Origin of the sequence: Salmonella enterica subsp. diarizonae, from assembly GCF_008692785.1 — a bacterium.
Taxonomy (GTDB): Bacteria; Pseudomonadota; Gammaproteobacteria; order Enterobacterales; family Enterobacteriaceae; genus Salmonella; species Salmonella diarizonae.
Genome location: NZ_VXJV01000002.1, coordinates 518,731 through 543,994, shown reverse-complemented (window position 1 = coordinate 543,994; position 25,264 = coordinate 518,731). Strand labels below are relative to the sequence as shown.

At 52.1% G+C, this 25,264-nt stretch carries 25 protein-coding genes, 1 pseudogene and 1 other annotated feature (1 of these 27 cut by a window edge); of the genes and pseudogenes, 15 read left to right on the top strand and 11 right to left on the bottom strand.

Annotated features, from left to right (window positions below; translation table 11 throughout):
- Positions 1 to 83, bottom strand: a sequence feature (Trp leader region); it reaches 13 nt to the left of the window's first position.
- Entirely contained in the window at positions 60 to 104 is a 45-nt protein-coding gene (gene trpL / locus F4V72_RS06650) for a trp operon leader peptide (RefSeq protein ID WP_010989026.1), read from the bottom strand. It overlaps the preceding feature by 24 nt.
- A 123-nt stretch (positions 105 to 227) precedes the next feature.
- Between trpL and rnm the strand changes: the two genes are divergently transcribed.
- The 3 genes from rnm (at position 228) to rluB (ending at position 2,713) form a co-directional block, all read left to right on the top strand.
- Positions 228 to 1,109, top strand: coding sequence for an RNase RNM (gene rnm, locus F4V72_RS06645; RefSeq protein WP_023246922.1), 882 nt, complete (start codon positions 228 to 230; stop codon positions 1,107 to 1,109).
- 7 nt (positions 1,110 to 1,116) lie between these two features.
- Positions 1,117 to 1,737, top strand: a complete 621-nt coding sequence (locus F4V72_RS06640) for an L-threonylcarbamoyladenylate synthase (RefSeq protein WP_023246921.1) — start codon at positions 1,117 to 1,119, stop codon at positions 1,735 to 1,737.
- 100 nt (positions 1,738 to 1,837) lie between these two features.
- Positions 1,838 to 2,713: a 23S rRNA pseudouridine(2605) synthase RluB gene (rluB, locus tag F4V72_RS06635; protein WP_001291233.1), complete on the top strand. Its 876-nt coding sequence runs from the start codon at positions 1,838 to 1,840 to the stop codon at positions 2,711 to 2,713.
- An 86-nt stretch (positions 2,714 to 2,799) separates the two neighbouring features.
- Here the strand turns inward: rluB and cobO are convergent, their stop codons facing one another.
- Positions 2,800 to 3,390: a cob(I)yrinic acid a,c-diamide adenosyltransferase gene (cobO, locus tag F4V72_RS06630; protein WP_023246920.1), complete on the bottom strand. Its 591-nt coding sequence runs from the start codon at positions 3,388 to 3,390 to the stop codon at positions 2,800 to 2,802.
- Positions 3,387 to 4,148 carry a YciK family oxidoreductase gene (locus F4V72_RS06625; protein WP_053529011.1) on the bottom strand — a complete coding sequence of 254 codons (762 nt, stop codon included), beginning with the start codon at positions 4,146 to 4,148 and terminating at the stop codon, positions 3,387 to 3,389. Before F4V72_RS06625 ends, cobO begins: the two co-directional genes overlap by 4 nt.
- Before the next feature lie 237 nt (positions 4,149 to 4,385).
- Between F4V72_RS06625 and sohB the strand changes: the two genes are divergently transcribed.
- The gene (gene sohB / locus F4V72_RS06620; RefSeq protein WP_080070205.1) at positions 4,386 to 5,432 is read left to right on the top strand and encodes a protease SohB; all 1,047 of its coding nucleotides are present in this window, start codon (positions 4,386 to 4,388) and stop codon (positions 5,430 to 5,432) included.
- Between the two features lie 41 nt (positions 5,433 to 5,473).
- On the opposite strand, the gene F4V72_RS06615 is transcribed toward sohB, so the two are convergent.
- A complete protein-coding gene (locus F4V72_RS06615) occupies positions 5,474 to 5,725 on the bottom strand; it encodes a YciN family protein (protein ID WP_000548615.1) in 252 nt (83 codons plus the stop codon).
- 402 nt (positions 5,726 to 6,127) lie between these two features.
- On the opposite strand from F4V72_RS06615, the gene topA reads away from it, so the two are divergent.
- The 6 genes from topA to acnA all read left to right on the top strand — a co-directional run bounded on the left by topA (position 6,128) and on the right by acnA (position 13,563).
- Entirely contained in the window at positions 6,128 to 8,725 is a 2,598-nt protein-coding gene (gene topA / locus F4V72_RS06610; protein WP_023246917.1) for a type I DNA topoisomerase, read from the top strand.
- Positions 8,726 to 8,935: 210 nt separating this feature from the next.
- Positions 8,936 to 9,910, top strand: a complete 975-nt coding sequence (gene cysB / locus F4V72_RS06605) for an HTH-type transcriptional regulator CysB (RefSeq protein WP_023246916.1) — start codon at positions 8,936 to 8,938, stop codon at positions 9,908 to 9,910.
- Positions 9,911 to 10,190: 280 nt separating this feature from the next.
- A complete protein-coding gene (locus tag F4V72_RS06600; protein WP_213083627.1) occupies positions 10,191 to 10,331 on the top strand; it encodes a YmiA family putative membrane protein in 141 nt (46 codons plus the stop codon).
- Entirely contained in the window at positions 10,332 to 10,502 is a 171-nt protein-coding gene (locus F4V72_RS06595; protein ID WP_072158643.1) for a hypothetical protein, read from the top strand.
- Positions 10,503 to 10,612: 110 nt separating this feature from the next.
- Positions 10,613 to 10,705 (top strand): small membrane protein YmiC, encoded by a 93-nt coding sequence (gene ymiC, locus F4V72_RS24370; protein WP_232081666.1) that lies wholly within the window; start codon positions 10,613 to 10,615, stop codon positions 10,703 to 10,705.
- Positions 10,706 to 10,887: 182 nt separating this feature from the next.
- Positions 10,888 to 13,563 (top strand): aconitate hydratase AcnA, encoded by a 2,676-nt coding sequence (acnA, locus tag F4V72_RS06590; protein WP_023246914.1) that lies wholly within the window; start codon positions 10,888 to 10,890, stop codon positions 13,561 to 13,563.
- Positions 13,564 to 13,619: 56 nt separating this feature from the next.
- Here the strand turns inward: acnA and ribA are convergent, their stop codons facing one another.
- Positions 13,620 to 14,210: a GTP cyclohydrolase II gene (ribA, locus tag F4V72_RS06585; RefSeq protein WP_001176284.1), complete on the bottom strand. Its 591-nt coding sequence runs from the start codon at positions 14,208 to 14,210 to the stop codon at positions 13,620 to 13,622.
- 195 nt (positions 14,211 to 14,405) lie between these two features.
- Here ribA and pgpB point away from each other — a divergent pair, with 195 nt between their 5' ends.
- The 5 genes from pgpB to yciH all read left to right on the top strand — a co-directional run bounded on the left by pgpB (position 14,406) and on the right by yciH (position 18,057).
- A complete protein-coding gene (gene pgpB / locus F4V72_RS06580) occupies positions 14,406 to 15,170 on the top strand; it encodes a phosphatidylglycerophosphatase B (protein WP_023246680.1) in 765 nt (254 codons plus the stop codon).
- Between the two features lie 149 nt (positions 15,171 to 15,319).
- Positions 15,320 to 15,628, top strand: a complete 309-nt coding sequence (lapA, locus tag F4V72_RS06575) for a lipopolysaccharide assembly protein LapA (protein ID WP_000876280.1) — start codon at positions 15,320 to 15,322, stop codon at positions 15,626 to 15,628.
- Between the two features lie 6 nt (positions 15,629 to 15,634).
- Positions 15,635 to 16,804: a lipopolysaccharide assembly protein LapB gene (gene lapB / locus F4V72_RS06570; RefSeq protein WP_023246679.1), complete on the top strand. Its 1,170-nt coding sequence runs from the start codon at positions 15,635 to 15,637 to the stop codon at positions 16,802 to 16,804.
- Between the two features lie 189 nt (positions 16,805 to 16,993).
- Complete coding sequence (gene pyrF / locus F4V72_RS06565) at positions 16,994 to 17,731, top strand: orotidine-5'-phosphate decarboxylase (protein WP_053529015.1); 738 nt, start codon at positions 16,994 to 16,996, stop codon at positions 17,729 to 17,731.
- Complete coding sequence (gene yciH, locus F4V72_RS06560) at positions 17,731 to 18,057, top strand: stress response translation initiation inhibitor YciH (protein ID WP_023246677.1); 327 nt, start codon at positions 17,731 to 17,733, stop codon at positions 18,055 to 18,057. Before pyrF ends, yciH begins: the two co-directional genes overlap by 1 nt.
- Positions 18,058 to 18,176: 119 nt before the next feature.
- Here yciH and osmB read toward each other — a convergent pair whose 3' ends face one another.
- The 6 genes and pseudogenes from osmB to F4V72_RS06530 all read right to left on the bottom strand — a co-directional run.
- A complete protein-coding gene (gene osmB / locus F4V72_RS06555) occupies positions 18,177 to 18,395 on the bottom strand; it encodes an osmotically-inducible lipoprotein OsmB (RefSeq protein ID WP_000481166.1) in 219 nt (72 codons plus the stop codon).
- A gap of 257 nt (positions 18,396 to 18,652) precedes the next feature.
- A complete protein-coding gene (locus F4V72_RS06550; protein WP_070801283.1) occupies positions 18,653 to 19,405 on the bottom strand; it encodes a DNA-binding transcriptional regulator YciT in 753 nt (250 codons plus the stop codon).
- Positions 19,406 to 19,491: 86 nt separating this feature from the next.
- Positions 19,492 to 19,671, bottom strand: coding sequence for a YciZ family protein (locus tag F4V72_RS06545; RefSeq protein WP_023246675.1), 180 nt, complete (start codon positions 19,669 to 19,671; stop codon positions 19,492 to 19,494).
- A gap of 121 nt (positions 19,672 to 19,792) precedes the next feature.
- Positions 19,793 to 21,775, bottom strand: coding sequence for a cyclic di-GMP phosphodiesterase (gene pdeR / locus F4V72_RS06540; protein ID WP_063390966.1), 1,983 nt, complete (start codon positions 21,773 to 21,775; stop codon positions 19,793 to 19,795).
- Between the two features lie 262 nt (positions 21,776 to 22,037).
- Positions 22,038 to 23,972 carry an exoribonuclease II gene (locus tag F4V72_RS06535; protein ID WP_136058299.1) on the bottom strand — a complete coding sequence of 645 codons (1,935 nt, stop codon included), beginning with the start codon at positions 23,970 to 23,972 and terminating at the stop codon, positions 22,038 to 22,040.
- Positions 23,973 to 24,216: 244 nt separating this feature from the next.
- Positions 24,217 to 25,206: pseudogene (locus F4V72_RS06530) on the bottom strand (carboxymuconolactone decarboxylase family protein); the annotation flags it as partial.
- Positions 25,207 to 25,264 lie beyond the last annotated feature (58 nt).

Genomic DNA, 25,264 nt, shown 5'->3' with positions numbered 1-25,264 from the left:
CTTAACAGGCGGGCCGGGTATCTTTTGGCTTATTACATCTGTTCATACACCGCCCGCTATCAGGAAGTGCGCCACCAGCCGTGTAATGCAAATGTCGCTGCCATTTTTAGATACCCTCTTCATGTGAACTTTCGTACTAGTTAACTGGTTCGGTGGAATAATGTCAACACCTATTTCAGTATATTTGCCGGAACCGTTATGATGTACACGACATACCTTTTATCTCTATGGGAGCCGCCTTGAGCGACACGAATTACGCAGTGATTTACGATCTGCACAGTCACACCACGGCGTCCGATGGACTGTTGACGCCAGAAACGTTAGTACACCGTGCGGTAGAGATGCGAGTCGGCACGCTGGCGATTACCGATCATGACACCACAGCCGCGATTCCTGCGGCAAGAGAAGAAATTTCACGTTCAGGGCTGGCTCTGAATCTTATTCCCGGCGTGGAGATTTCAACGGTCTGGGAAAATCATGAGATTCACATTGTGGGTCTGAATATTGATATTGCGCACCCGGCAATGTGCGATTTTTTGGCGCAGCAGACACAGCGGCGTCAGGCGCGCGGTCGGCTCATTGCGGAGCGTCTGGAAAAAGCCCATATTCCCGGCGCGTGGGAAGGGGCATTGAGATTGGCGAATGGCGGCGCGGTGACGCGCGGTCACTTCGCCCGCTTTCTGGTGGAGTACGGCAAAGCCGCGACAATGGCGGATGTTTTTAAAAAATATCTCGCGCGTGGGAAAACCGGTTACGTTCCGCCGCAGTGGTGTACAATAGAACAAGCTATTGATGTCATTCATCATTCTGGCGGTAAGGCGGTGTTGGCCCATCCGGGACGCTACGACCTTAGCGCTAAGTGGCTGAAAAGATTAGTGGCGCATTTTGCCGACCATCACGGCGACGCGATGGAAGTGGCGCAGTGCCAACAATCGCCCAATGAACGCACCCAACTGGCGACGCTTGCGCGTCAGCATCATTTATGGGCATCGCTTGGATCTGATTTCCATCAGCCCTGCCCGTGGATTGAATTGGGGCGTAAACTCTGGCTGCCCGCTGGCGTTGAAGGCGTATGGCAGACATGGGAACAGCCGCAAATATCACAGTGAGGGAAGTATGAGCCAGTTTTTTTATATCCATCCGGATAACCCACAGCAACGGCTGATTAATCAGGCCGTCGACATTGTGCGTAAAGGCGGTGTTATTGTTTATCCAACCGATTCCGGCTATGCCCTCGGTTGTAAAATTGAAGACAAAGGCGCAATGGAGCGCATTTGCCGTATTCGTCAGTTGCCCGATGGTCACAACTTTACATTGATGTGTCGGGATCTGTCCGAACTGTCGACTTATTCATTCGTGGATAACGTGGCGTTTCGCCTGATTAAGAACAATACGCCGGGTAACTACACCTTTATTCTGAAGGGGACAAAAGAGGTGCCGCGTCGTCTGTTACAGGAAAAACGTAAAACCATCGGCCTGCGCGTGCCGTCAAATCCGATTGCGCTGGCGCTGCTGGATACGCTGGGCGAACCGATGCTCTCGACGTCATTGATGCTTCCGGGCAGCGACTTTACCGAGTCGGACCCGGAAGAAATTAAAGATCGGTTGGAGAAGCAAGTGGATCTGATCATCCACGGTGGCTACCTCGGTCAGCAACCCACCACGGTAATCGATTTGACTAATGACTCCCCGATGGTGCTGCGCGAAGGCGTCGGCGACGTTACACCTTTCTTATAAGGGCGTAAGTCTGTATACTACGCGGCCTTAAAATGGCGCGGCAACGCGCCGTTCATTCTCCTGTTCGACGCCTGTGAAGGCGACACCTGAAGGAAGCTCTATGAGCGAAAAGTTACAAAAAGTGCTGGCGCGCGCCGGCCACGGCTCTCGTCGTGAAATCGAATCCATTATTGAAGCGGGACGTGTCAGCGTTGACGGTAAAATCGCCACGCTTGGCGATCGCGTTGAAGTCACTCCCGGTTTGAAAATCCGTATCGACGGTCACCTGATTTCGGTGAAAGAGTCGGCGGAACAAATTTGCCGCGTTCTGGCCTATTACAAACCAGAAGGTGAACTGTGTACCCGCAATGACCCTGAAGGGCGGCCAACCGTTTTTGATCGCTTACCGAAACTGCGCGGCGCGCGGTGGATTGCGGTAGGACGTCTGGATGTCAATACCTGCGGGCTACTGTTGTTTACCACCGACGGTGAACTGGCGAACCGCCTGATGCATCCTAGCCGTGAAGTTGAACGTGAATATGCCGTGCGCGTGTTCGGTCAGGTGGATGAATCGAAACTGCGTGATTTAAGCCGTGGCGTACAGTTGGAAGATGGTCCGGCGGCATTTAAGACCATCAAATTCAGCGGCGGCGAAGGCATTAACCAGTGGTATAACGTGACGCTGACGGAAGGGCGCAACCGCGAAGTTCGCCGACTGTGGGAAGCGGTAGGCGTTCAGGTCAGCCGTTTGATCCGCGTTCGTTACGGCGATATCCCGCTGCCGAAAGGCCTGCCGCGCGGTGGCTGGACTGAGCTTGACCTCGCGCAAACGAACTATCTGCGTGGTCTGGTAGAGCTCCCGCCGGAAACCTCGTCGAAGGTTGCCGTCGAAAAAGACCGTCGTCGTATGAAAGCGAACCAGATCCGTCGGGCGGTAAAACGCCACAGCCAGATAGCTGGCGGACGCCGCTCCGGTGGGCGTAATAACAACGGGTAATCTCTACCGTGGTTTATAGGCCGAGAATCATCAGACAAGAGGGTTTGTGCCGGATGGCGGCGCAAACGCCTTAATCCGGCCTACGGTTAATAATCAATTCCCATCTGGGCTTTTACGCCCGCGTCAAAAGCATGTTTAACCGGACGCAGTTCGCTGACGGTATCCGCAAGATCAAGAATATCCCGGTGACAGCCGCGACCTGTAATAATCACCGTCTGGTGACCAGGGCGCGCGTTTAGCGCGCTTATGACCTCTTCCAGCGGCAAATAGTCATACGCCACCATATAGGTCAGCTCATCCAGTACCACCATATCAAGCTGCGGATCGGCCAGCATCCGTTTCCCATGCTGCCAAACGGCCATACATGCTGTGGTGTCTGCCTCGCGATTTTGTGTCTCCCAGGTAAATCCCGTCGCCATTACCTGAAATTCGACACCGTGCGGTTCCAGTAGATTACGCTCGCCGTTGGGCCAGGTGCCCTTAATAAATTGCACCACGCCCACCTTTTTACCGTGCCCTACGGCGCGGGCGGCAGTCCCGAAAGCGGCCGTGGTTTTACCCTTACCATTGCCGGTAAACACGATAATAATACCGCGTTCTTCCTGTGCCTGGGCGACACGGGTATCAACTCGATCTTTTACCTTCTGCTGGCGCTGCTGATAGCGTTCATTACTCATTGGGCGATTCCTGGTTTACGGCCCGGCTGGGCGTCAAAGGTCATACCGGTCTTACGGCGACTGTCGTCGCCCATGAGCCACAGGTAAAGCGGCATAATATCGGCAGGCGTTTTTAATTTCTGTGGATCTTCCGTCGGAAAGGCGCTGGCGCGCATACTGGTGCGCGTGCCGCCCGGGTTAATGCAGTTAACGCGCAGAGAACGGTTTTGATATTCGTCCGCCAGCACCTGCATCATTCCTTCAGTGGCAAACTTCGAGGTGGCATAGGCACCCCAGTTGGCGCGCCCCTGACGACCAACGCTTGACGACGTAAAGACCAGCGAGCCGGCATCGGATTTCAGTAATAACGGTAACAGCGCCTGGGTGAGCATAAAGGTGGCGTTAACGTTTACCTGCATGACATCCTGCCAGACCTGCGGATCTTGTTCGCTCATTGGACAGATTTCCCCCAGTAGCCCGGCATTATGCAGGACGCCATCCAGGCGGGGGTAGTGGGCGGCGATGCGGTCGGCTACTTGTCGGCACTCTTCAGCGGTGCAGGTCAGCAGATCGAGCGTAAGCCATTGTGGTTGAACATGTTGCGCGTCGGCAATGTGCTGCGCGACCCGACGCAATTTCTCTTCGTTGCGTCCCAGGAGAATCACCGTTGCGCCGTAACGCGCATACGTGAGCGCGGCTTCCCGCCCAATGCCGTCGCTGGCGCCAGTGATCAAAATAATGCGGTTTTGCAATAGATCTTGTTTCGGTTGGTAATGCATGGCTACTCCTCAACGGCGTGGTGAACCGTCCTGCCAGGTTGTCTTAGCTTCGCGTTAACTTTTCGGGTTTATGCCTGAAAGCGCCTCTTTTTTCAATCAGCCAGGGGCGATAACGCCGTAAAATGAACACCTTGTCATACTTTTTCTTCCTCAACAGGCATACGGATGAAGAGAGACTGACTTCGATGCCTGTTGTACACTGAGCGCAAGTCGCGTTATTTAATCAAGGTGGGAGTCGTGGAATTGTTGTCTGAATATGGCTTATTTTTGGCAAAAATCGTCACCGTTGTGGTGGCTATTGCGGTCATTGTGCTGCTGATCGTGAACGCTACGCAACGCAAACGTCAGCGCGGCGAGCTGCGCGTGACCAATTTGAGCGAGCAGTATCAGGAGATGAAGGATGACCTCGCTGCGGCATTGATGGATAGCCATCAACAAAAACTGTGGCATAAGGCGCAGAAAAAAAAGCATAAGCAGGAGGCGAAAGCCGCCAAAGCAAAAGCGAAGCTGGGGGACATTGCGACATCGGACAAACCGCGCGTATGGGTGATAGATTTCAAAGGCAGTATGGACGCTCACGAAGTTAATGCGTTGCGCGAAGAGGTCACGGCGGTGCTGGCAGTGGCGCAACCAGGCGATCGGGCGGTGGTGCGTCTGGAAAGTCCCGGCGGCGTTGTGCACGGCTATGGCCTGGCGGCATCGCAATTGCAGCGCCTGCGCGATAAAAATATTCCGCTGACCGTGACGGTGGATAAAGTCGCGGCAAGCGGAGGCTACATGATGGCCTGCGTGGCGGAGAAGATTGTCGCGGCGCCGTTCGCTATTGTGGGATCAATTGGTGTTGTCGCGCAAATCCCAAACTTTAACCGCTTTCTCAAAAGTAAAGACATTGATATTGAACTGCATACCGCAGGACAGTACAAACGTACCCTGACATTGTTAGGCGAGAATACGGAAGAAGGGCGGCAGAAGTTTCGTGAAGATCTCAACGAAACGCACCATCTGTTCAAAGATTTTGTGCAGCGGATGCGTCCGACTCTGGACATTGAACAGGTCGCCACGGGCGAACACTGGTACGGTCAGCAGGCGCTGGAGAAGGGGCTGGTTGATGAGATTAACACCAGCGATGAGATTATCCTCGGTCTGATGGAAGGGTGCGAGGTGCTAAATGTGCGCTATATGCAGCGTAAAAAACTGATCGATCGTGTTACCGGCAGCGCGGCGGAAAGCGCGGATCGGCTTCTGCTGCGCTGGTGGCAGCGTGGACAAAAGCCGTTGATGTAAACGGCTATTGCCGGATGGCATTCAGCGCCATCCGGCACGGATTAATCAATCAGGTGATACTTCTCAGACAGCACATGCGCCAGGTGTTTAAACATGTTAAACACCGCAGTGCTTTTAGGGGTTGGTAATCCTTGCTCGTCTAAAAAGTAATCGCCGCTGAAAACCAGCACGCCATTTCTCTGCGTCACGCCGGTGGCGACAATACCTGCCATCGTGTCTTCATGTTCCCGAATAATTTTGTTGGCTTCAAGCAACAGTGTTTCGCGATCGATAGGTTGCGTCTCTTTATGCATTTTTTACTCCTTAAACAAGGAGATTAGTCTACGCTGAGCACTTCTGATGGGCAAATATTCTTGTAGGAAATTGGTGGATTTGCCATGTTGCGTTCACTGGCAAGATTTGTTTTTGCATGCTAATAAAGTTGCGTATCGAATTTTATCAGGTACAGTGTGACGCTTTCGTCAATCTGGCAACAGAATTGCTTGACATTCGACCAAAATTCCGTCGTGCTATAGCGCGTGTGTGCAAAAAAGCCTGTTAACTCAGTCACCTGAGTATTACATTTCGTACACAAAGCCAGTACAAGGGGTTGATATCCGCAGACGTAGAGACCATATATCGTTGTCTCGTCGCCAGTGGAAGGTGAATCAACGTGCGACGCATTCCTGGAAGAATCAACTTAGGTAAAGGTGAATATGGGTAAAGCTCTTGTCATCGTTGAGTCCCCGGCAAAAGCCAAAACGATCAACAAGTATCTGGGTAATGACTACGTGGTGAAATCCAGCGTGGGTCATATCCGTGATTTGCCGACCAGTGGCTCAGCAGCTAAAAAGAGCGCCGACTCTACCTCCACCAAAACGGCTAAAAAGCCCAAAAAGGATGAACGTGGCGCTCTCGTCAACCGTATGGGGGTTGACCCGTGGCACAACTGGGATGCGCACTATGAAGTGCTGCCTGGTAAAGAGAAGGTCGTCTCTGAACTGAAACAGTTGGCGGAAAAAGCCGACCACATCTATCTCGCAACCGACCTTGACCGCGAAGGGGAAGCTATTGCATGGCACCTGCGGGAAGTGATCGGCGGCGATGACGCGCGCTACAGTCGCGTAGTCTTTAACGAAATAACCAAAAATGCCATTCGCCAGGCGTTCGAACAACCAGGCGAGCTGAACATTAACAGGGTTAACGCTCAGCAAGCGCGCCGCTTTATGGACCGCGTGGTAGGCTATATGGTCTCGCCATTGCTGTGGAAAAAGATCGCCCGTGGTTTGTCGGCAGGTCGCGTTCAGTCTGTCGCGGTCCGTCTGGTCGTTGAGCGCGAGCGCGAGATTAAAGCGTTTGTTCCGGAAGAGTTCTGGGAAATTGACGCCAATACATCGACGCCGTCTGGCGAGGCGCTACCGCTACAGGTGACGCATCAGAACGACAAGCCATTCCGTCCGGTAAATCGCGAACAGACGCTTGCCGCCGTCAGCCTGCTGGAAAAAGCGCGCTATAGCGTACTGGAGCGTGAAGATAAACCGACCAGCAGCAAGCCTGGCGCGCCGTTTATCACCTCAACGCTACAACAGGCGGCCAGTACCCGGCTGGGCTTTGGCGTGAAGAAAACCATGATGATGGCGCAGCGTCTGTATGAGGCGGGCTACATCACCTATATGCGTACTGATTCCACCAACCTGAGTCAGGATGCGGTCAATATGGTGCGCGGCTACATCGGCGATAATTTCGGTAAGAAATACCTGCCGGATAACCCGAACCAGTACGCCAGTAAAGAGAATTCACAGGAAGCGCACGAAGCGATCCGTCCTTCCGACGTTGCTGTCATGGCGGAGTCGCTGAAAGACATGGAGACTGACGCGCAGAAGTTGTATCAACTGATTTGGCGTCAGTTTGTCGCCTGTCAGATGACGCCAGCGCAATATGACTCTACTACGCTTACCGTTGGTGCGGGCGAGTTCCGTCTGAAAGCGCGCGGGCGTATTTTGCGCTTTGACGGCTGGACAAAAGTGATGCCGGCGCTGCGTAAAGGCGATGAAGATCGCACATTGCCTGCCGTGAATAAGGGCGATGCGCTGACGCTACTTGAACTGACGCCTGCTCAGCACTTCACTAAACCGCCAGCCCGTTTTAGCGAGGCTTCGCTGGTTAAAGAGCTTGAAAAGCGTGGTATTGGTCGTCCGTCTACCTATGCGTCGATCATCTCGACTATTCAGGATCGCGGCTATGTTCGCGTTGAGAACCGTCGTTTCTATGCGGAAAAAATGGGTGAAATCGTCACCGATCGGCTGGAAGAAAACTTCCGCGAATTGATGAACTACGATTTTACCGCGCAGATGGAAGATAGCCTGGATCAGGTTGCGAATCACCAGGCCGAATGGAAAGCGGTGCTGGATAACTTCTTCAGCGATTTTACTCATCAGCTTGATAAAGCTGAGAAAGATCCGGAAGAAGGGGGGATGCGTCCTAACCAGATGGTACTGACCAGCATCGACTGTCCAACCTGTGGCCGTAAAATGGGAATTCGTACTGCCAGTACGGGGGTCTTCCTCGGTTGTTCAGGTTATGCGCTTTCGCCGAAAGAGCGCTGTAAAACGACCATTAATCTGGTGCCGGAAAATGAAGTTCTGAACGTGCTGGAGGGCGACGACGCCGAAACCAACGCCTTGCGCGCCAAGCGTCGCTGTCAGAAGTGCGGTACGGCGATGGACAGCTATCTGATCGATCCGAAGCGTAAGTTGCATGTGTGTGGTAATAACCCAACCTGTGACGGCTACGAGATTGAAGAAGGCGAGTTCCGCATCAAAGGGTATGACGGTCCGATCGTTGAGTGTGAGAAATGTGGCTCCGAAATGCACCTGAAAATGGGGCGTTTTGGTAAGTACATGGCCTGCACTAACGACGAGTGTAAAAATACCCGTAAGATCTTGCGTAATGGCGAAGTTGCGCCGCCGAAGGAAGATCCAGTCCCATTGCCGGAACTGCCGTGTGAAAAATCGGACGCGTACTTTGTGCTGCGCGACGGCGCGGCAGGGATATTCCTGGCGGCCAATACCTTCCCGAAATCACGCGAAACGCGCGCGCCGTTAGTCGAGGAGCTTTACCGGTTCCGCGATCGCCTGCCGGAAAAACTGCGTTATCTGGCGGATGCGCCGCAGCAGGACCCGGAAGGCAATAAAACCGTTGTTCGCTTTAGCCGCAAAACAAAACAGCAGTACGTTGCGGCGGAAAAAGAGGGGAAAGCGACAGGATGGTCAGCGTTCTTCGTCGACGGCAAGTGGGTTGAAGGCAAGAAATAACCCCTGTCTGTCGCCACAATAGTAAACCGGGCCGCGTAAGCGGCCCTTTTTTATAGCACCCTTATTATTTTATCGCGCCTGCTATACAGTTCAGATATAAATGATATAGTGGTTATAGTTAACATCTTTTTTATTATTAAATCGTATTAGCAGCTCAATGAAGCCTGCGGATAAACGATGGTCTGATGGCGCTAATCTGGATGATGTATTATGAAATTGCAGCAGCTTCGCTACATTGTTGAAGTGGTTAATCATAACCTTAACGTCTCCTCTACCGCTGAGGGGCTGTATACTTCCCAGCCGGGGATCAGCAAGCAGGTTCGGATGCTGGAAGATGAGCTTGGCATTCAGATTTTCGCCCGCAGTGGTAAACATCTGACTCAGGTGACGCCCGCAGGCCAGGAGATTATCCGTATTGCGCGTGAGGTGCTCTCCAAAGTTGATGCCATTAAGTCGGTCGCAGGTGAGCACACCTGGCCGGATAAAGGCTCGCTCTATATTGCGACTACCCACACTCAGGCGCGTTACGCATTGCCAGGTGTGATTAAAGGCTTTATCGAGCGTTACCCGCGCGTTTCGCTGCATATGCATCAGGGGTCGCCAACGCAGATTGCGGAAGCGGTATCGAAAGGGAACGCCGATTTCGCGATTGCTACAGAAGCGCTGCATTTGTATGACGATCTGGTGATGTTGCCTTGCTATCACTGGAACCGTTCGATAGTGGTGACGCCGGATCATCCATTGGCGGCAAAGCCTTCCGTAACGATTGAAGAGCTGGCGCAGTATCCGCTGGTGACGTATACCTTTGGCTTTACCGGACGCTCCGAACTGGATACCGCCTTTAATCGCGCCGGGTTAACGCCGCGGATCGTCTTTACCGCGACCGATGCGGATGTGATTAAAACATATGTCAGGTTGGGGCTGGGCGTTGGCGTCATTGCCAGCATGGCGGTAGATCCGCTTGCCGATCCCGATTTAGTGCGGGTTGACGCGCACGATATTTTTAGCCACAGCACCACGAAAATCGGTTTTCGCCGTAGTACTTTTTTACGCAGCTATATGTATGATTTTATTCAGCGTTTTGCGCCACATCTGACGCGTGACGTGGTGGATACGGCGGTGGCGTTGCGTTCTAATGAAGAAATTGAAGCGATGTTTCAGGATATAAAGCTGCCTGAAAAGTAATGGCACCGTCGGTTTGCGTTGTATTTGCATGCCAGCCAAAGACGTCTTTTGAAATATCCCTCGAAGTATTGCGGGTAATTCTCAGCAAAATAGTGCTGAATTACCCGCCCCGCAAATTTCTTTTTCCAAATAGTTATCTTGAGTCAAAAGATTGATTTATTCACTGGAAACGATTCGTAAATTGACTGGATTTTTGACTAAAGTTTATTTAGGATTTGTCTCATCTGATGATTAATTGTACCGATTGTTTGGTGCTAAAATGATAAGTGATACCGATAGCATGAGGTTAGTAATGCCTTCTGAAAACCAGGAACCGCACCGCGACCCTGAGCTCAAACGTAAAGCATGGCTGGCGGTTTTTGTGGGTTCTGCGTTGTTCTGGGTAGTGGTAGCGCTTGTTATCTGGCATTGGTGGGGCTAAGTGAGCAGTACATCGGAACACGAGCACGTCGTCGCGTCCCCGATTCAACCTCGTGACGATGATAAAACACCGAATACGACCGTTTTCCGGTCTGTTCCGCAAAACTGGACGCTCACGCCGCAGCAGCGGGCATTTATTGATGCTTTTGCTGACGATGAACCACAAAAATAATATCCGTCTTTTTATTGGCGTTACTGTTTTTATTAACGCTGTCTTATTACACCGCAGCAACCGTGTGCTGAGCGCCTCTCAGTATTGATTAAACACAGTTGGTGTCGCCTATGTTAACGTCAAATATAACGTATTGGTCATGGACTGGCGCGTTTATGTTATCGCTACTGTTCTGGGCTGAGTTAATCTGGATTGCCGTCTAATCTCGCCGAAGCCCGATAATGCGTTATTTATCGGGCTTTTTCATGTTCGGTTCACGCCTGTTAGGTTTCTCCTCTTTTAGCAATTTGGGTTGTTATCAAAACGTTACATTTTGTTTGTGTTATCTTTAATACAACCCTGTGGAGAATCAGGGTAACGCAACCCTGTCATTTAAGGAGGAGCTATGTCGTCAACCCTACGAGAAGCCAGTAAGGATACATTGCAGGCCAAAGATAAAACGTATCATTACTACAGTCTGCCGCTGGCTGCCAAATCCCTGGGCGATATCGCCCGTTTGCCCAAATCACTTAAAGTGTTACTGGAAAACTTGTTGCGCTGGCAGGACGGCGAGTCTGTGACTGATGAGGATATTCAGGCGCTGGCTGGTTGGCTTAAAAATGCCCATGCCGATCGTGAAATCGCCTGGCGGCCCGCCCGTGTCCTGATGCAGGACTTTACCGGCGTGCCTGCCGTTGTCGACCTGGCGGCGATGCGTGAAGCCGTTAAACGCCTCGGCGGCGATACGGCGAAAGTGAACCCGTTATCGCCGGTCGATCTGGTTATCGACCATTCTGTGACGGTCGATCATTTCGGCGATGACGATGCGTTTGAAGAAAACGTGCGGCTGGAAATGGAACGTAACCATGAGCGTTATATGTTCCTGAAATGGGGACAGCAGGCGTTCAGCCGTTTCAGCGTTGTGCCGCCCGGAACCGGCATTTGCCATCAGGTTAACCTGGAATACCTGGGCAAAGCTGTCTGGAGCGAATTACAGGACGGGGAGTGGATTGCCTACCCGGACTCGCTGGTGGGGACCGACTCCCATACGACTATGATTAATGGTCTGGGCGTATTGGGGTGGGGCGTGGGCGGTATCGAAGCGGAAGCGGCGATGCTTGGTCAGCCCGTGTCGATGCTTATCCCGGATGTCGTCGGTTTTAAGTTAACCGGTAAACTCCGGGAGGGGATCACCGCCACTGACCTGGTGCTAACCGTCACGCAAATGCTGCGTAAGCATGGCGTAGTGGGTAAATTTGTTGAATTCTATGGCGATGGTCTGGATTCACTGCCGTTGGCGGACCGCGCGACCATCGCTAATATGTCGCCGGAATATGGCGCAACCTGTGGTTTCTTCCCAATTGACGCCATCACCCTGGAATATATGCGATTAAGCGGACGTAGCGACGATCTGGTCGAGCTGGTTGAAACCTACGCGAAGGCGCAGGGAATGTGGCGTAATCCCGGTGATGAACCGGTATTTACCAGTACGCTGGAACTGGATATGGGCGATGTCGAGGCCAGTCTGGCCGGGCCGAAACGCCCGCAGGATCGTGTGGCGTTAGGCGATGTGCCGAAAGCCTTTGCTGCCAGCGCTGAGCTGGAACTGAATACCGCGCAAAAAGATCGCCAGCCGGTTGACTATACGATGAACGGACAGCCATATCAGCTTCCGGATGGCGCTGTCGTCATTGCCGCAATCACCTCCTGTACGAACACCTCGAATCCCAGTGTGCTGATGGCGGCAGGATTACTGGCGAAAAAGGCAGTAACGCTGGGGTTGAAGCGTCAACCGTGGGTCAAGGCTTCTCTGGCGCCGGGTTCAAAAGTGGTGTCTGACTATCTGGCGCAGGCCAAACTTACGCCTTATCTGGATGAACTCGGTTTTAACCTGGTCGGTTACGGCTGTACGACCTGTATCGGTAACTCCGGCCCGTTGCCGGAGCCTATCGAGACCGCGATTAAAAAAGGCGATCTGACAGTAGGAGCCGTGCTTTCCGGTAACCGAAATTTTGAAGGGCGTATCCATCCGTTGGTGAAAACGAACTGGCTGGCGTCGCCGCCGCTGGTTGTAGCGTATGCGCTGGCCGGAAACATGAACATTAACCTCGCGACAGATCCGCTGGGGTACGATCGTAAAGGCGATCCGGTATACCTGAAGGATATCTGGCCTTCGGCGCAGGAAATTGCCCGTGCCGTTGAACTGGTGTCATCGGATATGTTCCGTAAAGAGTATGCGGAAGTGTTTGAGGGCACGGAAGAATGGAAATCGATTCAGGTTGAATCGTCCGATACCTACGGCTGGCAATCGGATTCAACCTATATTCGCCTGTCGCCTTTCTTTGATGAGATGCAAGCCCAGCCTGCGCCCGTCAAAGATATCCATGGTGCGCGTATCCTGGCGATGCTGGGGGATTCGGTGACGACCGATCATATTTCTCCGGCCGGCAGCATCAAGCCGGACAGTCCCGCCGGACGTTATCTGCAAAACCACGGCGTTGAGCGGAAGGATTTTAACTCCTATGGCTCACGGCGCGGCAACCATGAAGTGATGATGCGCGGCACGTTCGCCAATATTCGTATTCGCAACGAAATGCTGCCTGGCGTCGAAGGTGGGATGACGCGGCATTTGCCGGGTACGGAAGCGATGTCGATTTATGACGCTGCGATGCTTTACCAGCAGGAAAAAACGCCGCTGGCGGTGATTGCCGGGAAAGAGTATGGGTCGGGATCGAGCCGTGACTGGGCGGCAAAAGGTCCGCGGCTGTTAGGTATCCGCGTCGTGATCGCCGAGTCGTTCGAACGTATCCACCGCTCAAACCTGATTGGGATGGGGATTCTGCCGCTGGAGTTTCCACAGGGCGTAACGCGTAAAACGCTGGGACTGACCGGGGAAGAGGTGATTGATATCGCGGATCTGCAAAACCTGCGCCCTGGCGCGACCATTCCGGTGACGTTAACGAGACCGGACGGTAGTAAAGAAACGGTGCCATGCCGCTGTCGCATTGATACCGCAACCGAGCTTACTTACTACCAGAATGACGGCATATTGCACTATGTTATAAGAAATATGCTGAACTAAGGCCGTTTATCGGGCCTGCCGTGAACAGGCAGGCCCGCGCTTTAATAAACGGAGGTTTACTTACTTAGCAGGTGGCCCATTTTGGCGGCTTTAGTATCCAGATAATGCTCGTTATTAGGATTACGGCCCACAATGAGCGGAACGCGTTCAACGATATTAATTCCCGCTTCGGTCAGTATTTCGACTTTCTTCGGATTATTGGTCAGCAGGCGAACTTCATCCACGCCCAGTAATTTGAACATATCCGCGCACAGGGTGAAATCACGCTCATCGGCGGCAAAACCGAGCTGATGATTGGCCTCCACTGTGTCATAGCCTTGATCCTGTAACGCATACGCACGAATTTTATTAAGCAGGCCGATATTGCGGCCTTCCTGGCGGTGATAAATCAGAATACCGCGTCCTTCTTCCGCAATATGCGTCAGCGCGGCTTCCAGTTGAAAACCACAATCACAACGCAGACTAAAAAGCGCGTCCCCGGTAAGACATTCGGAATGAACGCGAGCCAGTACCGGCGTTTTACCTGAAATATCGCCAAAAACCAGCGCGGCATGGTCGTGTCCGGTTGCCAGTTCTTCAAATCCCACCATCAGAAAGTCACCCAATGGGGTTGGCAGTTTGGCTTCTGCCACACGTTTAAGCTGCATGTATTTCTCCAGATTATGCTGACGCCTGCGGTGTCGTCGCCTGTTGGCCTGTATCCCACTATTTTGCCATAAGGCGGCGGACATCACCTAATCACTACCACGTAATTGCTCAGGAATGGCACAAATTTGTCAATTTTCCAGTCCGGCGAGAATTTTCAGTTATGATTGTGATACTTACTTATAAAAGGAGCATCCATGCTTTCAATTGCGAGGCGCACTGCGGCAGGCGCCGCACTGTTGCTTATCATGCCGCTCGCCGTATGGGGATCAGGCTGGCAGTGGCAGCCAGGACATCAGATCTGGTGGCTAAAAACGCTATTCTGGATAACGGAAACCGTGACCCAACCCTGGGGCGTTATCACGCATGTAATTCTTTGTGGATGGTTCTTATGGTGCCTGCGATTTCGCCTGCGCGCCGCCATTATGCTGTTTGCGATCCTCGGCGGGGCGATTATCGTCGGGCAGGGCGTGAAGTCATGGGTAAAAGAACGCGTACAGGAGCCACGGCCATTTGTGGTCTGGCTTGAAAAAACGCACCATATTCCCGTCGATGAGTTCTACACTTTAAAGCGTACAGAGCGCGGATATTTAGTGAAAGAGCAGTTGGCCGGGCAACAGAACATCCCGGTTTTCCTGCGTCAGCACTGGCAAAAAGAGACGGGCTTTGCGTTTCCCTCCGGACACACCATGTTTGCAGCGAGCTGGGCGCTTTTAGCCGTTGGTCTGTTATGGCCGCGCAGACGTACTTTCACCATCGCGTTTTTGTTAGTCTGGGCGACCGGTGTAATGGGCAGCCGTTTGCTTCTGGGAATGCACTGGCCACGAGATTTAGTGGTCGCCACGCTCATCTCCTGGTTATTAGTTACCCTGGCGACCTGGCTGGCGCAGCGAATTTGCGGGCCGCTTACGCCGCCTCGTGAAGAAGCGCAAGAAATTGCTGAACGGGAGCAGGAACGCTAACAACGGTTGATTTTCTGTCAATTGTCCTTAAATCATCTGATGGCGGGCGCTTTTCCATTTCGCGCGAGGCGTGAAAATGGTAATTTAGAAGGCTGGATGCGGTAAGTTGGATACGATTTATTCGCGCAAACCACATAACGGGAAGTAATGTGAAATATCTACTCATTTTCTTACTGGTATTGGCGATTTTTGTTATTTCAGTGACACTGGGCGCGCAGAATGATCAACAGGTGACGTTTAACTACCTGCTGGCGCAAGGGGAGTATCGTATCTCCACGTTACTTGCTGTGCTATTCGCCGCCGGTTTTGCGATTGGCTGGCTGATTTGCGGCCTGTTCTGGCTGCGGGTCCGCGTTTCCCTTGCCCGCGCTGAACGCAAAATTAAACGACTGGAAAACAAGCTCTCGCCAGCAACCGACGTTGCGGTCACTGCCGATTCGTCGGTTGTAAAGGAATAATCATATATGTTGGAGTTGTTATTTCTGCTGTTGCCTGTAGCCGCTGCCTATGGGTGGTATATGGGTCGCAGAAGTGCGCAACAAACAAAACAGGATGAAGCTAACCGCCTGTCGCGCGATTATGTCGCAGGGGTTAACTTCCTGCTGAGTAACCAACAAGATAAAGCGGTGGATCTGTTCCTCGATATGCTTAAAGAGGATACCGGCACCGTTGAGGCTCATCTCACCCTCGGTAATTTGTTTCGCTCTCGCGGCGAAGTCGATCGCGCCATTCGTATTCATCAAACGTTAATGGAAAGCGCTTCATTGACCTATGAACAGCGTTTACTGGCCGTTCAGCAACTGGGGCGCGATTATATGGCCGCCGGTTTATATGACCGTGCGGAAGATATGTTTAACCAACTTACTGACGAAACGGAGTTTCGCGTAGGCGCGTTACAGCAGCTCTTGCAAATCTATCAGCTCACCAGCGACTGGCAAAAGGCGATCGAAGTAGCAGAACGGCTGGTGAAACTGGGCAAAGATAAACAGCGTATCGAAATCGCCCACTTTTACTGTGAGTTAGCTTTACAGCAGATGGGCAACGACGACATGGATCGCGCGATGGCGTTGCTGAAAAAAGGTGCCGCCGCAGATAAAAATAGCGCCCGGGTGTCTATCATGATGGGGCGCGTCTATATGGCGAGAGGGGATTACGCCAAAGCGGTCGAAAGCCTGCAACGTGTTATCGTCCAGGATAAAGAGCTGGTCAGCGAAACGCTGGAAATGTTGCAGACCTGCTATCAACAGCTCGGTAAAAATGCCGAGTGGGCGGAGTTTTTACGTCGCGCCGTTGAGGAGAATACTGGTGCTGGCGCTGAGTTAATGCTTGCCGATATTCTGGAAGCGCGCGAAGGTAGTGACGCAGCCCAAATCTATATCACTCGTCAGCTACAGCGACATCCCACCATGCGGGTATTCCATAAGCTGATGGATTACCATCTCAACGAGGCGGAAGAAGGGCGGGCGAAAGAAAGTTTGATGGTACTACGCGATATGGTTGGCGAGCAGGTGCGCAGTAAACCGCGATATCGTTGCCAGAAATGCGGTTTTACCGCCTATACCTTATACTGGCACTGTCCATCCTGCCGGGCATGGTCGACCATTAAACCTATTCGTGGACTTGATGGGCAGTAGCATATAAAAAAACCTTCACTTTAGTTACAACATACTTAATGAAATATTATAAGAAACGACGCTGACATCGGCGGCCAGGGTTTCGCAGGTTGTCAATCGAACCTGTTAATTTCCCTGCACCGCAGGTAGAATGCACGCCGTTTACCCAATTTGCGCCACTCCGGTGCCCATCATCAAGAAGGTCTGGTCATGACGTTTACTGCTTCATCTTCTTCCTACGCTATTACTGAATCGCCTGTCGTTGTGGCGTTGGATTACCATGAACGCGATAAAGCCCTGGCGTTTGTCGACAAAATCGATCCTTGCGATTGTCGCTTAAAAGTGGGCAAAGAGATGTTCACGCTGTTTGGTCCACAACTCGTTCGGGATCTCCAGCAACGTGGGTTTGATGTCTTTCTTGATCTAAAATTTCATGATATTCCCAACACAACGGCCCGGGCAGTCGCCGCTGCGGCGGATCTGGGCGTCTGGATGGTAAACGTGCATGCGTCTGGCGGGGCGAGAATGATGGCTGCAGCGCGCGACGCGCTGGCACCGTTCGGTAAAGATGCACCACTGCTCATTGCAGTGACCGTGTTGACCAGTATGGAAACCAGCGATCTGTGCGATCTGGGCGTGACGTTGTCACCGGCGGAGCATGCGGAGCGGCTGGCGCGTCTGACGCAGCAATGCGGGTTGGATGGCGTGGTCTGTTCTGCTCAGGAAGCTGTCAGATTTAAACAGGTCTTTGGCTCTGCATTTAAGCTGGTGACGCCGGGCATTCGGCCTGCAGGCAGCGAGGCGGGCGACCAGCGACGCATTATGACGCCCGAACAGGCATTATCCGCCGGCGTCGACTATATGGTGATTGGCCGTCCGGTCACGCAATCGGTTAATCCGGCGCAAACGCTGAAGGATATTAACGCGTCACTGAAACGGGAGGTATAATGAGCGATTCCAATAGTCGTCTGGTTTATTCAACGGAGACGGGGCGCATTGAAGAACCTAAAACGGTGCTGGTTCGTCCAAAAGGGGATGGTATCGTTCGCATTCAGCGTCAAACCAGTGGCCGCAAGGGTAAAGGCGTATGTTTGATTACCGGTATTGAGAGGGATGATGCGGAGTTAACCAAACTGGCGGCTGAACTGAAGAAAAAGTGCGGCTGCGGCGGGGCAGTAAAAGAAGGGATTATTGAAATTCAGGGCGATAAACGCGACCTGATAAAATCGTTGCTGGAAGCTAAAGGAATGAAAGTAAAATTAGCTGGCGGTTAATAAAAACGCCACGGTTGTAAATTACCGTGGCGTAAAAGTCAACTTTGTCTATTTTTGTAATCCAGACCTGAAAAGAATAATCGTATTATTTTGAACCGTTCAATATTTAAACGTCTGGATTATTTTCCGACCTGGTGACCAATAACGCCGCCGACCGCCGCGCCGCCCAGGGTGCCTAAGGTACTGCCGTCTGTTAACACTGCGCCGCCCAATGCCCCAGCACCTGCGCCAATAGCCGTGTTGCGATCGCGCTTGGACCAGTTTGAGCAGGCGCTCAGAGACATTGCTACGGTGATTGCCAGCACAGCAGCGGCCATTTTTTTGCTCGTCATAAACATAATACTTTCTCCTGAATTAACGATTCACGGAATTAAGCTCACTTTAACTATAGTTAAAATAAAACCTGTTAAGAGATTTTCCGTAAAACCTGATTGCGCAGGGATATATCACGCAGGTGATAGTCACTTCCTGTTATTTCGCTAGTATTAATTTTACGATGTTGCGCTCGTTACAACAGGTAAATAGTCTTAATTCGGGGGCGGAAAAGTCTTAGAGAGAGGATGATTTGCCATAGGGCAAATCATCGGGAAATATTTTAACTGGATGAGCCAATAACATTGACTAGCAGCCCGGCATGTTCTAACTGCATTTGATCGCTGGCGGAAATTCTGGAATCTGTAATGACACGATGGAAGCGAGAGAGCGGGCCCAGGGTATAGGGATGCACGCAGCCAAATTTGGAGCTATCGGTGAGGACAATCGCTTCTGAGCCTTTTTCCAGAACCGCGTTAACCACATCCGAGCGCATCATGTCGCGTCCAGTAAAGCCGGTATCAGCCTGCCAGCCATCAATACCGATAAACGCCTTGCTGAAATGCACTTGCTGGATAAACTGTCGCGTCAACGGCCCTACCATGCTTTCACTTTTTTTCTGATAGATTCCACCGAGGAGAATGACTTCGCAAGGGGTTTCTTTAAGCAGGTGTGCGATATAACTGCTCACGGTGATGATCGTAACATCTTTTTGTTCCGCCAGCGCTCGGGCCAATAGCGCATTGCTACTGCCATTTTCAATAAAAACGGATTCTCCTGGATTGACCAGCGAGGCGGCGAACTCCGCCAGTCGGCGTTTTAGTGTGTAATTAGTCATCATGCGAGTCTCTACGTCATCGCTCTCAAGCGAAACAGCAAAACCGTGCGCACGGCGTAAATAGCTCTGTTTTTCCAGGGTATTCAGATCCTGACGAATCGTGACTTCAGATACGCCGGTAATTTTCGCCAGTTCAGCAACGCTCATCTGGCCTTTATCAACCACCATTTGCAAAATTGATTGTTGTCGGGAGTTCATAGTATTAATTTTATACGTTAAAAGGAGTTACAGACATTCAGAGAACCGGGAAGGGCTAACGGCCACCCCGGAGCAAATAATCGCTATCAGATTTCCCAGGGTGACCCGGGAGCACGGGGTGGCGAGATACCGTCTTTAACCTGATCTAACAGCTCTGCTCTCAATATTTCAAGGTTATTGATGGCCGAATGGTAATCGCCAGCAACAAGGATATCCAGCACGGTATCAATGCGTTGGGCAATTCGTTGTGCTTCGATATCAGACATGTTTGTCATCCTTAATGTCAGAAAAGGTTTAAATTCATGATGCAGAAATTAATCTGAAAAGAGAAGGGAAAAATAGGGTTAGGCCTGTCTGCATAGGCTGTTCTCTCTATTATCGCCGTCATTAACGCATTTTTTTCGTCTGATAACGTTTGTACCAGCGTTCAAAAGAAACGGCGGGCATAGGTTTGGCGAATAAAAAGCCCTGTCGTTCATTGACGCCGTTTTTTGTCAGGAAGGCATCTTCTTTAGCATTTTCTACGCCTTCGGCAATCACTTGTAAATTTAGTGCCTGAGCCACCGCGACAATCGCCCGAACCAGAGATTGCGACAGCGGTTGCTTATGGATGTCTCTGACGAAAGCCTGATCCAGTTTAACGGCATCAATAGGGAATCGGGCGAGTTGGGAAAGCGAAGAATAACCGGTGCCGAAATCATCCAGATGAATCTGAGCGCCGAGCTGACTAAATTGCTGGATAACCGATAGCGCCAGCGTGTCGTTTTCAATCAGGCAGCTTTCTGTTAGCTCGACATCGATCGGACAATACTCAAAATTCAGATCGTGCAAAACCTGCTTAAGCGAGGTAAAAAGCGTCTGGTCGGCCAGTTGTCGCGCCGAAAAGTTAACGGCTACGCGCAAATTAATCCCTTTATCGCGCCATTTCGCAATCTGGCGAACCACATCCAGAATCACCCAGCGGCCCAGCGGAACGATGAGTCCTGACTCTTCGGCGTATGAGATGAACTCCAGCGGCGGAATTAATCCGCGTTCCGGCGATTGCCAGCGTACCAGCGCTTCCAGGCTACGTACTTCGCCGCGCCAGGTAATTTTGGGTTGATAGTGAATAAGTAACTGGTCGTTTTCCAGCGCTTTTCGCAGGTTTGTGTCCAGCCAGTGGTAGTCAAATACGCGCTGATTCATTTCCGGCGAAAAAACGCAAAACTGACCGCGGCCGCCTTCTTTGGCGTTATACATTGCGGTGTCGGCATTACGAATGATACTTTCGCTGTCCTGTCCGTGCTGGGGGGCCAATGAAATGCCAATGGCGCATCCCGTGTAAACTTCAATGAGTCCAATACGAAACGGTTGCCGCAGTCGGGTAAGGATTCGTGAGGCTACGGCTTCCAGCGCGCCCTGAGACGTATGGGCAGCGAGGACAATGAATTCATCCCCTCCCAGTCTGGCCAGCAATTGATCTTCCTCCAGACAACTCAACAGCGCCAGTGAAACGGCCTGTAAGAGCTGATCGCCAAACATATGCCCGTAGGCGTCATTAATTTTCTTGAAGTTATCCAGATCGAGATAAACGATACCCACCTGCGACTCGCCAGCCGCGGCAATAGCATTGTTAATAAATTCATGGATAGCATTGCGATTAGGCAGGCCGGTGACGGTATCTGTATTCGCCAGTATGCGTAAACGCTCCTGAGCCCGCCTTTCTTCGGTAATATCTGTGCCGGCGCAGATCAGGAAAATTTCGTTTTTACCGCTACCGCTATGGACGAATTTATTACGAAATAAGAACAGGCGTTGGCCTTTACGGGTCTTTATCCAGCGTTCGATTTCATAGGCATTGCCATTGCGAAAAAAACCCTCAATGTAGTGCCGGGAGGCGGCAGCCTCCCGGCGACTCATAAATAATTTAAAGACGCTTTGACCAATCACATCTTGCTCTTTTAAGCCCGTGTACTCTTCGCATAACCGATTAAATCGACAGATTTTTCCCTGGCTATCCAGTATCGCAATGACTGAGCTGGCTTCTGATACGATTTGCTCGGCAAAAGAGAGTTCCTGCGCCTGCGTTGGTACGACAGCGGGCGTATCAGGCCAGGTTGAAAGGCTGCCCGCCCATTCACGTTTATTAATCTTACGGCCTACCAGGTGCGCAGAGATAGCCTGTTTTTCTATTAACAACGTTATCAGCATGCTGGAGGTAATTGCCGTCATTTCCCGGATACGCCCGGCTTGCTCCGGCGATAACTCAACCGTTTTTTCTGCGTCCGTTTCACCTGCCGGAGATAGATGCAGCACGTTGCGATCATCTACCAGGCGCCAGTAAGTATGAAGGGGACTTAGCGCCGTTTGTTCCTGAATCTGTTTGATCATGCGTACCATCCCATTTAAGCGCCAGATGCCCGAAAAGAAAGGTTAGCCATGTTATACATAAGGTTAATTATGGCTGAACGTATTGTTTTATTTATATATTCATATGTAATCCAGATTCTGGAAAAAGCATAGTCGCCAGCTAAAAATAACAAGAAATGGGGCACCTGGATAAGATTAAACGCCGAGCGTGACGGAGGGGATAAGAGGGAAAGAAAACGGCCTTTGCTGAAAAGGCAAAGGCCGTTGAGAACGCTATGCGTAGTTACGCTGCCGGTCGGGCAATAATGCTACGTGTTTCCATGCGAACCTCGGCAATAGTGACATCAATAACATCCGTCACTTTATAAACCGTCTCACCTTTAATCTGTACCGTACCGTTTTCCTGGCTGCACACCAGTTCATCGCGGACGGCGTGCAGGAACGGGGCAGGGATAAAGGCGACAGCGCCGTTATCGACCAGTCGCACACGCATACCACCGCGGCTGACGTCAATAATTTCTGCCGCGAAACGGGTATCCGTACCCGCCTTATCGTTAAGGAAGCGCGCATATAACCAGTCGCCGACATCGCGCTCCGCCATACGGTTCAGGCGGCGGCGTTCCGCCATTTGCTGGGTGATGTCTTCCTGTGGGCGCGCAATGGTCTCACCCTTGATGACCGCTTTCAGCAGACGATGGTTAATCATGTCGCCATACTTACGGATAGGAGAGGTCCAGGTGGCGTAAGCCTCAAGACCGAGACCGAAATGCGGCCCCGGTTCGGTGCTGATTTCCGCAAAAGACTGGAAGCGCCGAATGCGGCTGTCGAGGAAACCGGAGGACTGCGCATCCAGTTCGCGACGCAGTTTACAGAAGCCTTCCAGAGTCAGCACCTCTTCGGCATCGATATGTAGACCATGCGTTTTTAGCAGCGCGGCCAGAGCGTCGGCATTAGCGGGATCGAAGCCCGTATGTACGTTGTAAATACCAAAACCAAGCTTATCGCGCAGTACGCGCGCGGCGCAAAGGTTGGCGGCAATCATCGACTCTTCTACGATACGGTTAGCGATACGGCGCGGTTCCGCCACAATATCCAATACTTCGCCTTTTTCGCCAAGCACAAAGCGGTAATCCGGACGATCTTTAAAGACTAACGCATGATGATGACGCCACTCACCGCGGCTCAGACAAATACGGTGCAACAGGCGAATCTGCTGGGCAATGCCTTCGTTATCCGGCTGCCAGGTGCCGCTATTTTCCAGCCAGTCGGAGACATTGTCGTACGCCAGCTTGGCCTTCGACTCGATCGTGGCCGCAAAAAAGGCGATATCATCGTCAATGGCGCCGTCCGCGGCGATGATCATGCGACAGGCGAGCGCCGGGCGCACTTCGTTGGCGCGCAGCGAGCACAGATCGTCAGACAGCTCACGCGGCAGCATAGGAATATTGAAGCCCGGCAGGTAGTTGGTGAAGGCGCGAATTTTCGCTGCGTTATCCAGCTTACTACCTTCGGCAATCCAGGCGGTAGGATCGGCGATAGCCACCGTTAACTGAAGTCTGCCGTCCGCCAATTCCTCGGCATAAAGCGCATCATCCATATCCTCGGTGCTGGCGCTATCGATAGTAACGAAATTCAGCGCGGTCAGATCCTGACGCTCCAACCCTTCGTCAAGCATTTCCGTCGTTACGCCATTTGGCGCTTCTTTTTCCAGGTTGTGGCGGGCAAGCGTAACCCACCAGGGAACAAAGTGATCGTCGGCAAAGGTGATGTACTGCGTTAAATCGGCGTAAAACGAACGGTCACCTTTAAGCGGATGGCGGCGCATTTCGGCAACCGCCCAGTCACCTTCTTTGAACTCATGCTGAACGCCGCGCGCGGCGCGGCAGGAAATCGCGTCTTTCAGCAACGGATGATCCGGCACGATGGATAGACGGTCATTTTTACCCTGAACTTTTCCCACAAAACGCGTCAGGAACGGTTCGATCAGTTCTTCCGGCTCGGCAGACTCACGTTCTTTTTCTGTGTGGATGACCGCGACGATGCGATCGCCATGCATCACTTTTTTCATCTGCGGCGGAGGAATGAAATAGCTTTTTTGCGCGTCAACCTCGAGGAAGCCAAAGCCTTTTTCCGTGGCTTTTACGACCCCTTCAGCGCGCGGCGTCTGGGAATGCAGTTGCTGTTTAAGCTGCGCTAGCAGCGGGTTGTCCTGAAACATATTCGTCTATTTTCGTAGCCAAAAGAGCGGCTGACAGTTTTACGCGATTCTGCCTGGCGCAGCAAGCGCTCTTTCAGTAATGGATGGGTTAATGGGTTTCGCCCAACGCGATTTTTAAACGATTTAACCATCCGCACACGCTGCACCAGCCTAACATATTAATAACCTGTTCCGATGAGCCCCCCCTATTAAGTAGCGGGGAAAAATGCACGGCGCTAAAACGATCGGGCGCTCTGGTGAGCCATTGTATCGCCTGTGTCAGTGCGGGCTCAACTGAATGTTGTCGTTCCCAACGTGCGATATCGTCTTCTTCCAGGCGTAACGTAACTACTGCGCGGCGCCACGCGCCAGGTTGGGTCGCCTGTTCATTAAAGCAGGAGGCGCTGCCGTTGATACGTGATGTGAGGAGCGTAATAAGTGGAAGTAAAGAGGGGGGTGAAGCTGTGCGTATTGTGCTGGTCAGTATGCGTTCGAGTAACGCGAATGAAGACGGATCGCGCAGGAGTACCGGCGCCAGCATTTGGCATTGTGAAGGCGAATATTGTCGGCGAACTTTGGCGTGGGCAGCGGGATGTTCTACCAGACTGGCGGCGGGCCGCCATGTCGCCTGGGGGGTTTGAAACGGCACGGCTCCGGCAAAGCGCTGCATCTCCAGGCCGGGCAGCTCGCGTACGGGCAGACGGCAAAACGCCTGGAATACCGCCGATACCCGCGCCTGAAAACCGATAAACCCAATGATCTGATTGATGAGTACGGTATCCCGGGCGGTTAATCCCACCTCTGCAAGCTGTTCACGGGCACGCGTATTGATAACGGAGGGGGAACCGGCAAGCTGACGGGCATATTGCGTAATTTGCGCCAGCCGTTGATTGCTCTCTCTTGAAGCGTCAGGTCCAGGCAGCGGCGCCAGACGTGCGGCATAATGACGGCATAAACGCTGCACCCCAAAAACCTGAGCGGCGGTCAGCGCGGTGCTCATACGTTCATAGGCGCTAAACGTATGAAGCCGATCGTTGATAACTGTGGGAGGAAATAAGATATTCGCCAGTTGGCGAGCTGGATTTAACCATGACTCAAAGGGCACCAACGCTGTTTCAGATATCGCTAAATCGAGTAAAAAACGATCGTTAACATACGCGGCTTCCGGCATCAGCGGAAGCGTGGTTTGTGACGACATACTGGATTGTGTTTCATGATACCAGTGGCTTTTACCCGCTTTTCGGCATTGTTCCATAGGTTTTCCCGAGGATGAAATGGCCATCGATAATGATTCGGCGTCGGATCGTTTATGC

What these genes read in the sequence shown, in the direction of transcription:
- topA (WP_023246917.1), top strand. Translation starts at nt 6,128, where the DNA reads ATGGGTAAAGCTCTTGTCATCGTTGAGTCCCCGGCAAAAGCCAAAACG.
- pgpB (WP_023246680.1), top strand. Translation starts at nt 14,406, where the DNA reads ATGCTTTCAATTGCGAGGCGCACTGCGGCAGGCGCCGCACTGTTGCTT.
- yciH (WP_023246677.1), top strand. Translation starts at nt 17,731, where the DNA reads ATGAGCGATTCCAATAGTCGTCTGGTTTATTCAACGGAGACGGGGCGC.
- cysB (WP_023246916.1), top strand. Translation starts at nt 8,936, where the DNA reads ATGAAATTGCAGCAGCTTCGCTACATTGTTGAAGTGGTTAATCATAAC.
- cobO (WP_023246920.1), bottom strand. Translation starts at nt 3,390, where the DNA reads ATGAGTAATGAACGCTATCAGCAGCGCCAGCAGAAGGTAAAAGATCGA.
- rluB (WP_001291233.1), top strand. Translation starts at nt 1,838, where the DNA reads ATGAGCGAAAAGTTACAAAAAGTGCTGGCGCGCGCCGGCCACGGCTCT.
- ymiC (WP_232081666.1), top strand. Translation starts at nt 10,613, where the DNA reads ATGTTAACGTCAAATATAACGTATTGGTCATGGACTGGCGCGTTTATG.
- rnm (WP_023246922.1), top strand. Translation starts at nt 228, where the DNA reads ATGGGAGCCGCCTTGAGCGACACGAATTACGCAGTGATTTACGATCTG.
- osmB (WP_000481166.1), bottom strand. Translation starts at nt 18,395, where the DNA reads ATGTTTATGACGAGCAAAAAAATGGCCGCTGCTGTGCTGGCAATCACC.
- F4V72_RS06545 (WP_023246675.1), bottom strand. Translation starts at nt 19,671, where the DNA reads ATGTCTGATATCGAAGCACAACGAATTGCCCAACGCATTGATACCGTG.
- lapB (WP_023246679.1), top strand. Translation starts at nt 15,635, where the DNA reads ATGTTGGAGTTGTTATTTCTGCTGTTGCCTGTAGCCGCTGCCTATGGG.
- acnA (WP_023246914.1), top strand. Translation starts at nt 10,888, where the DNA reads ATGTCGTCAACCCTACGAGAAGCCAGTAAGGATACATTGCAGGCCAAA.
- F4V72_RS06640 (WP_023246921.1), top strand. Translation starts at nt 1,117, where the DNA reads ATGAGCCAGTTTTTTTATATCCATCCGGATAACCCACAGCAACGGCTG.
- ribA (WP_001176284.1), bottom strand. Translation starts at nt 14,210, where the DNA reads ATGCAGCTTAAACGTGTGGCAGAAGCCAAACTGCCAACCCCATTGGGT.
- F4V72_RS06625 (WP_053529011.1), bottom strand. Translation starts at nt 4,148, where the DNA reads ATGCATTACCAACCGAAACAAGATCTATTGCAAAACCGCATTATTTTG.
- F4V72_RS06550 (WP_070801283.1), bottom strand. Translation starts at nt 19,405, where the DNA reads ATGAACTCCCGACAACAATCAATTTTGCAAATGGTGGTTGATAAAGGC.
- F4V72_RS06535 (WP_136058299.1), bottom strand. Translation starts at nt 23,972, where the DNA reads ATGTTTCAGGACAACCCGCTGCTAGCGCAGCTTAAACAGCAACTGCAT.
- F4V72_RS06600 (WP_213083627.1), top strand. Translation starts at nt 10,191, where the DNA reads ATGAGGTTAGTAATGCCTTCTGAAAACCAGGAACCGCACCGCGACCCT.
- pyrF (WP_053529015.1), top strand. Translation starts at nt 16,994, where the DNA reads ATGACGTTTACTGCTTCATCTTCTTCCTACGCTATTACTGAATCGCCT.
- F4V72_RS06615 (WP_000548615.1), bottom strand. Translation starts at nt 5,725, where the DNA reads ATGCATAAAGAGACGCAACCTATCGATCGCGAAACACTGTTGCTTGAA.
- pdeR (WP_063390966.1), bottom strand. Translation starts at nt 21,775, where the DNA reads ATGATCAAACAGATTCAGGAACAAACGGCGCTAAGTCCCCTTCATACT.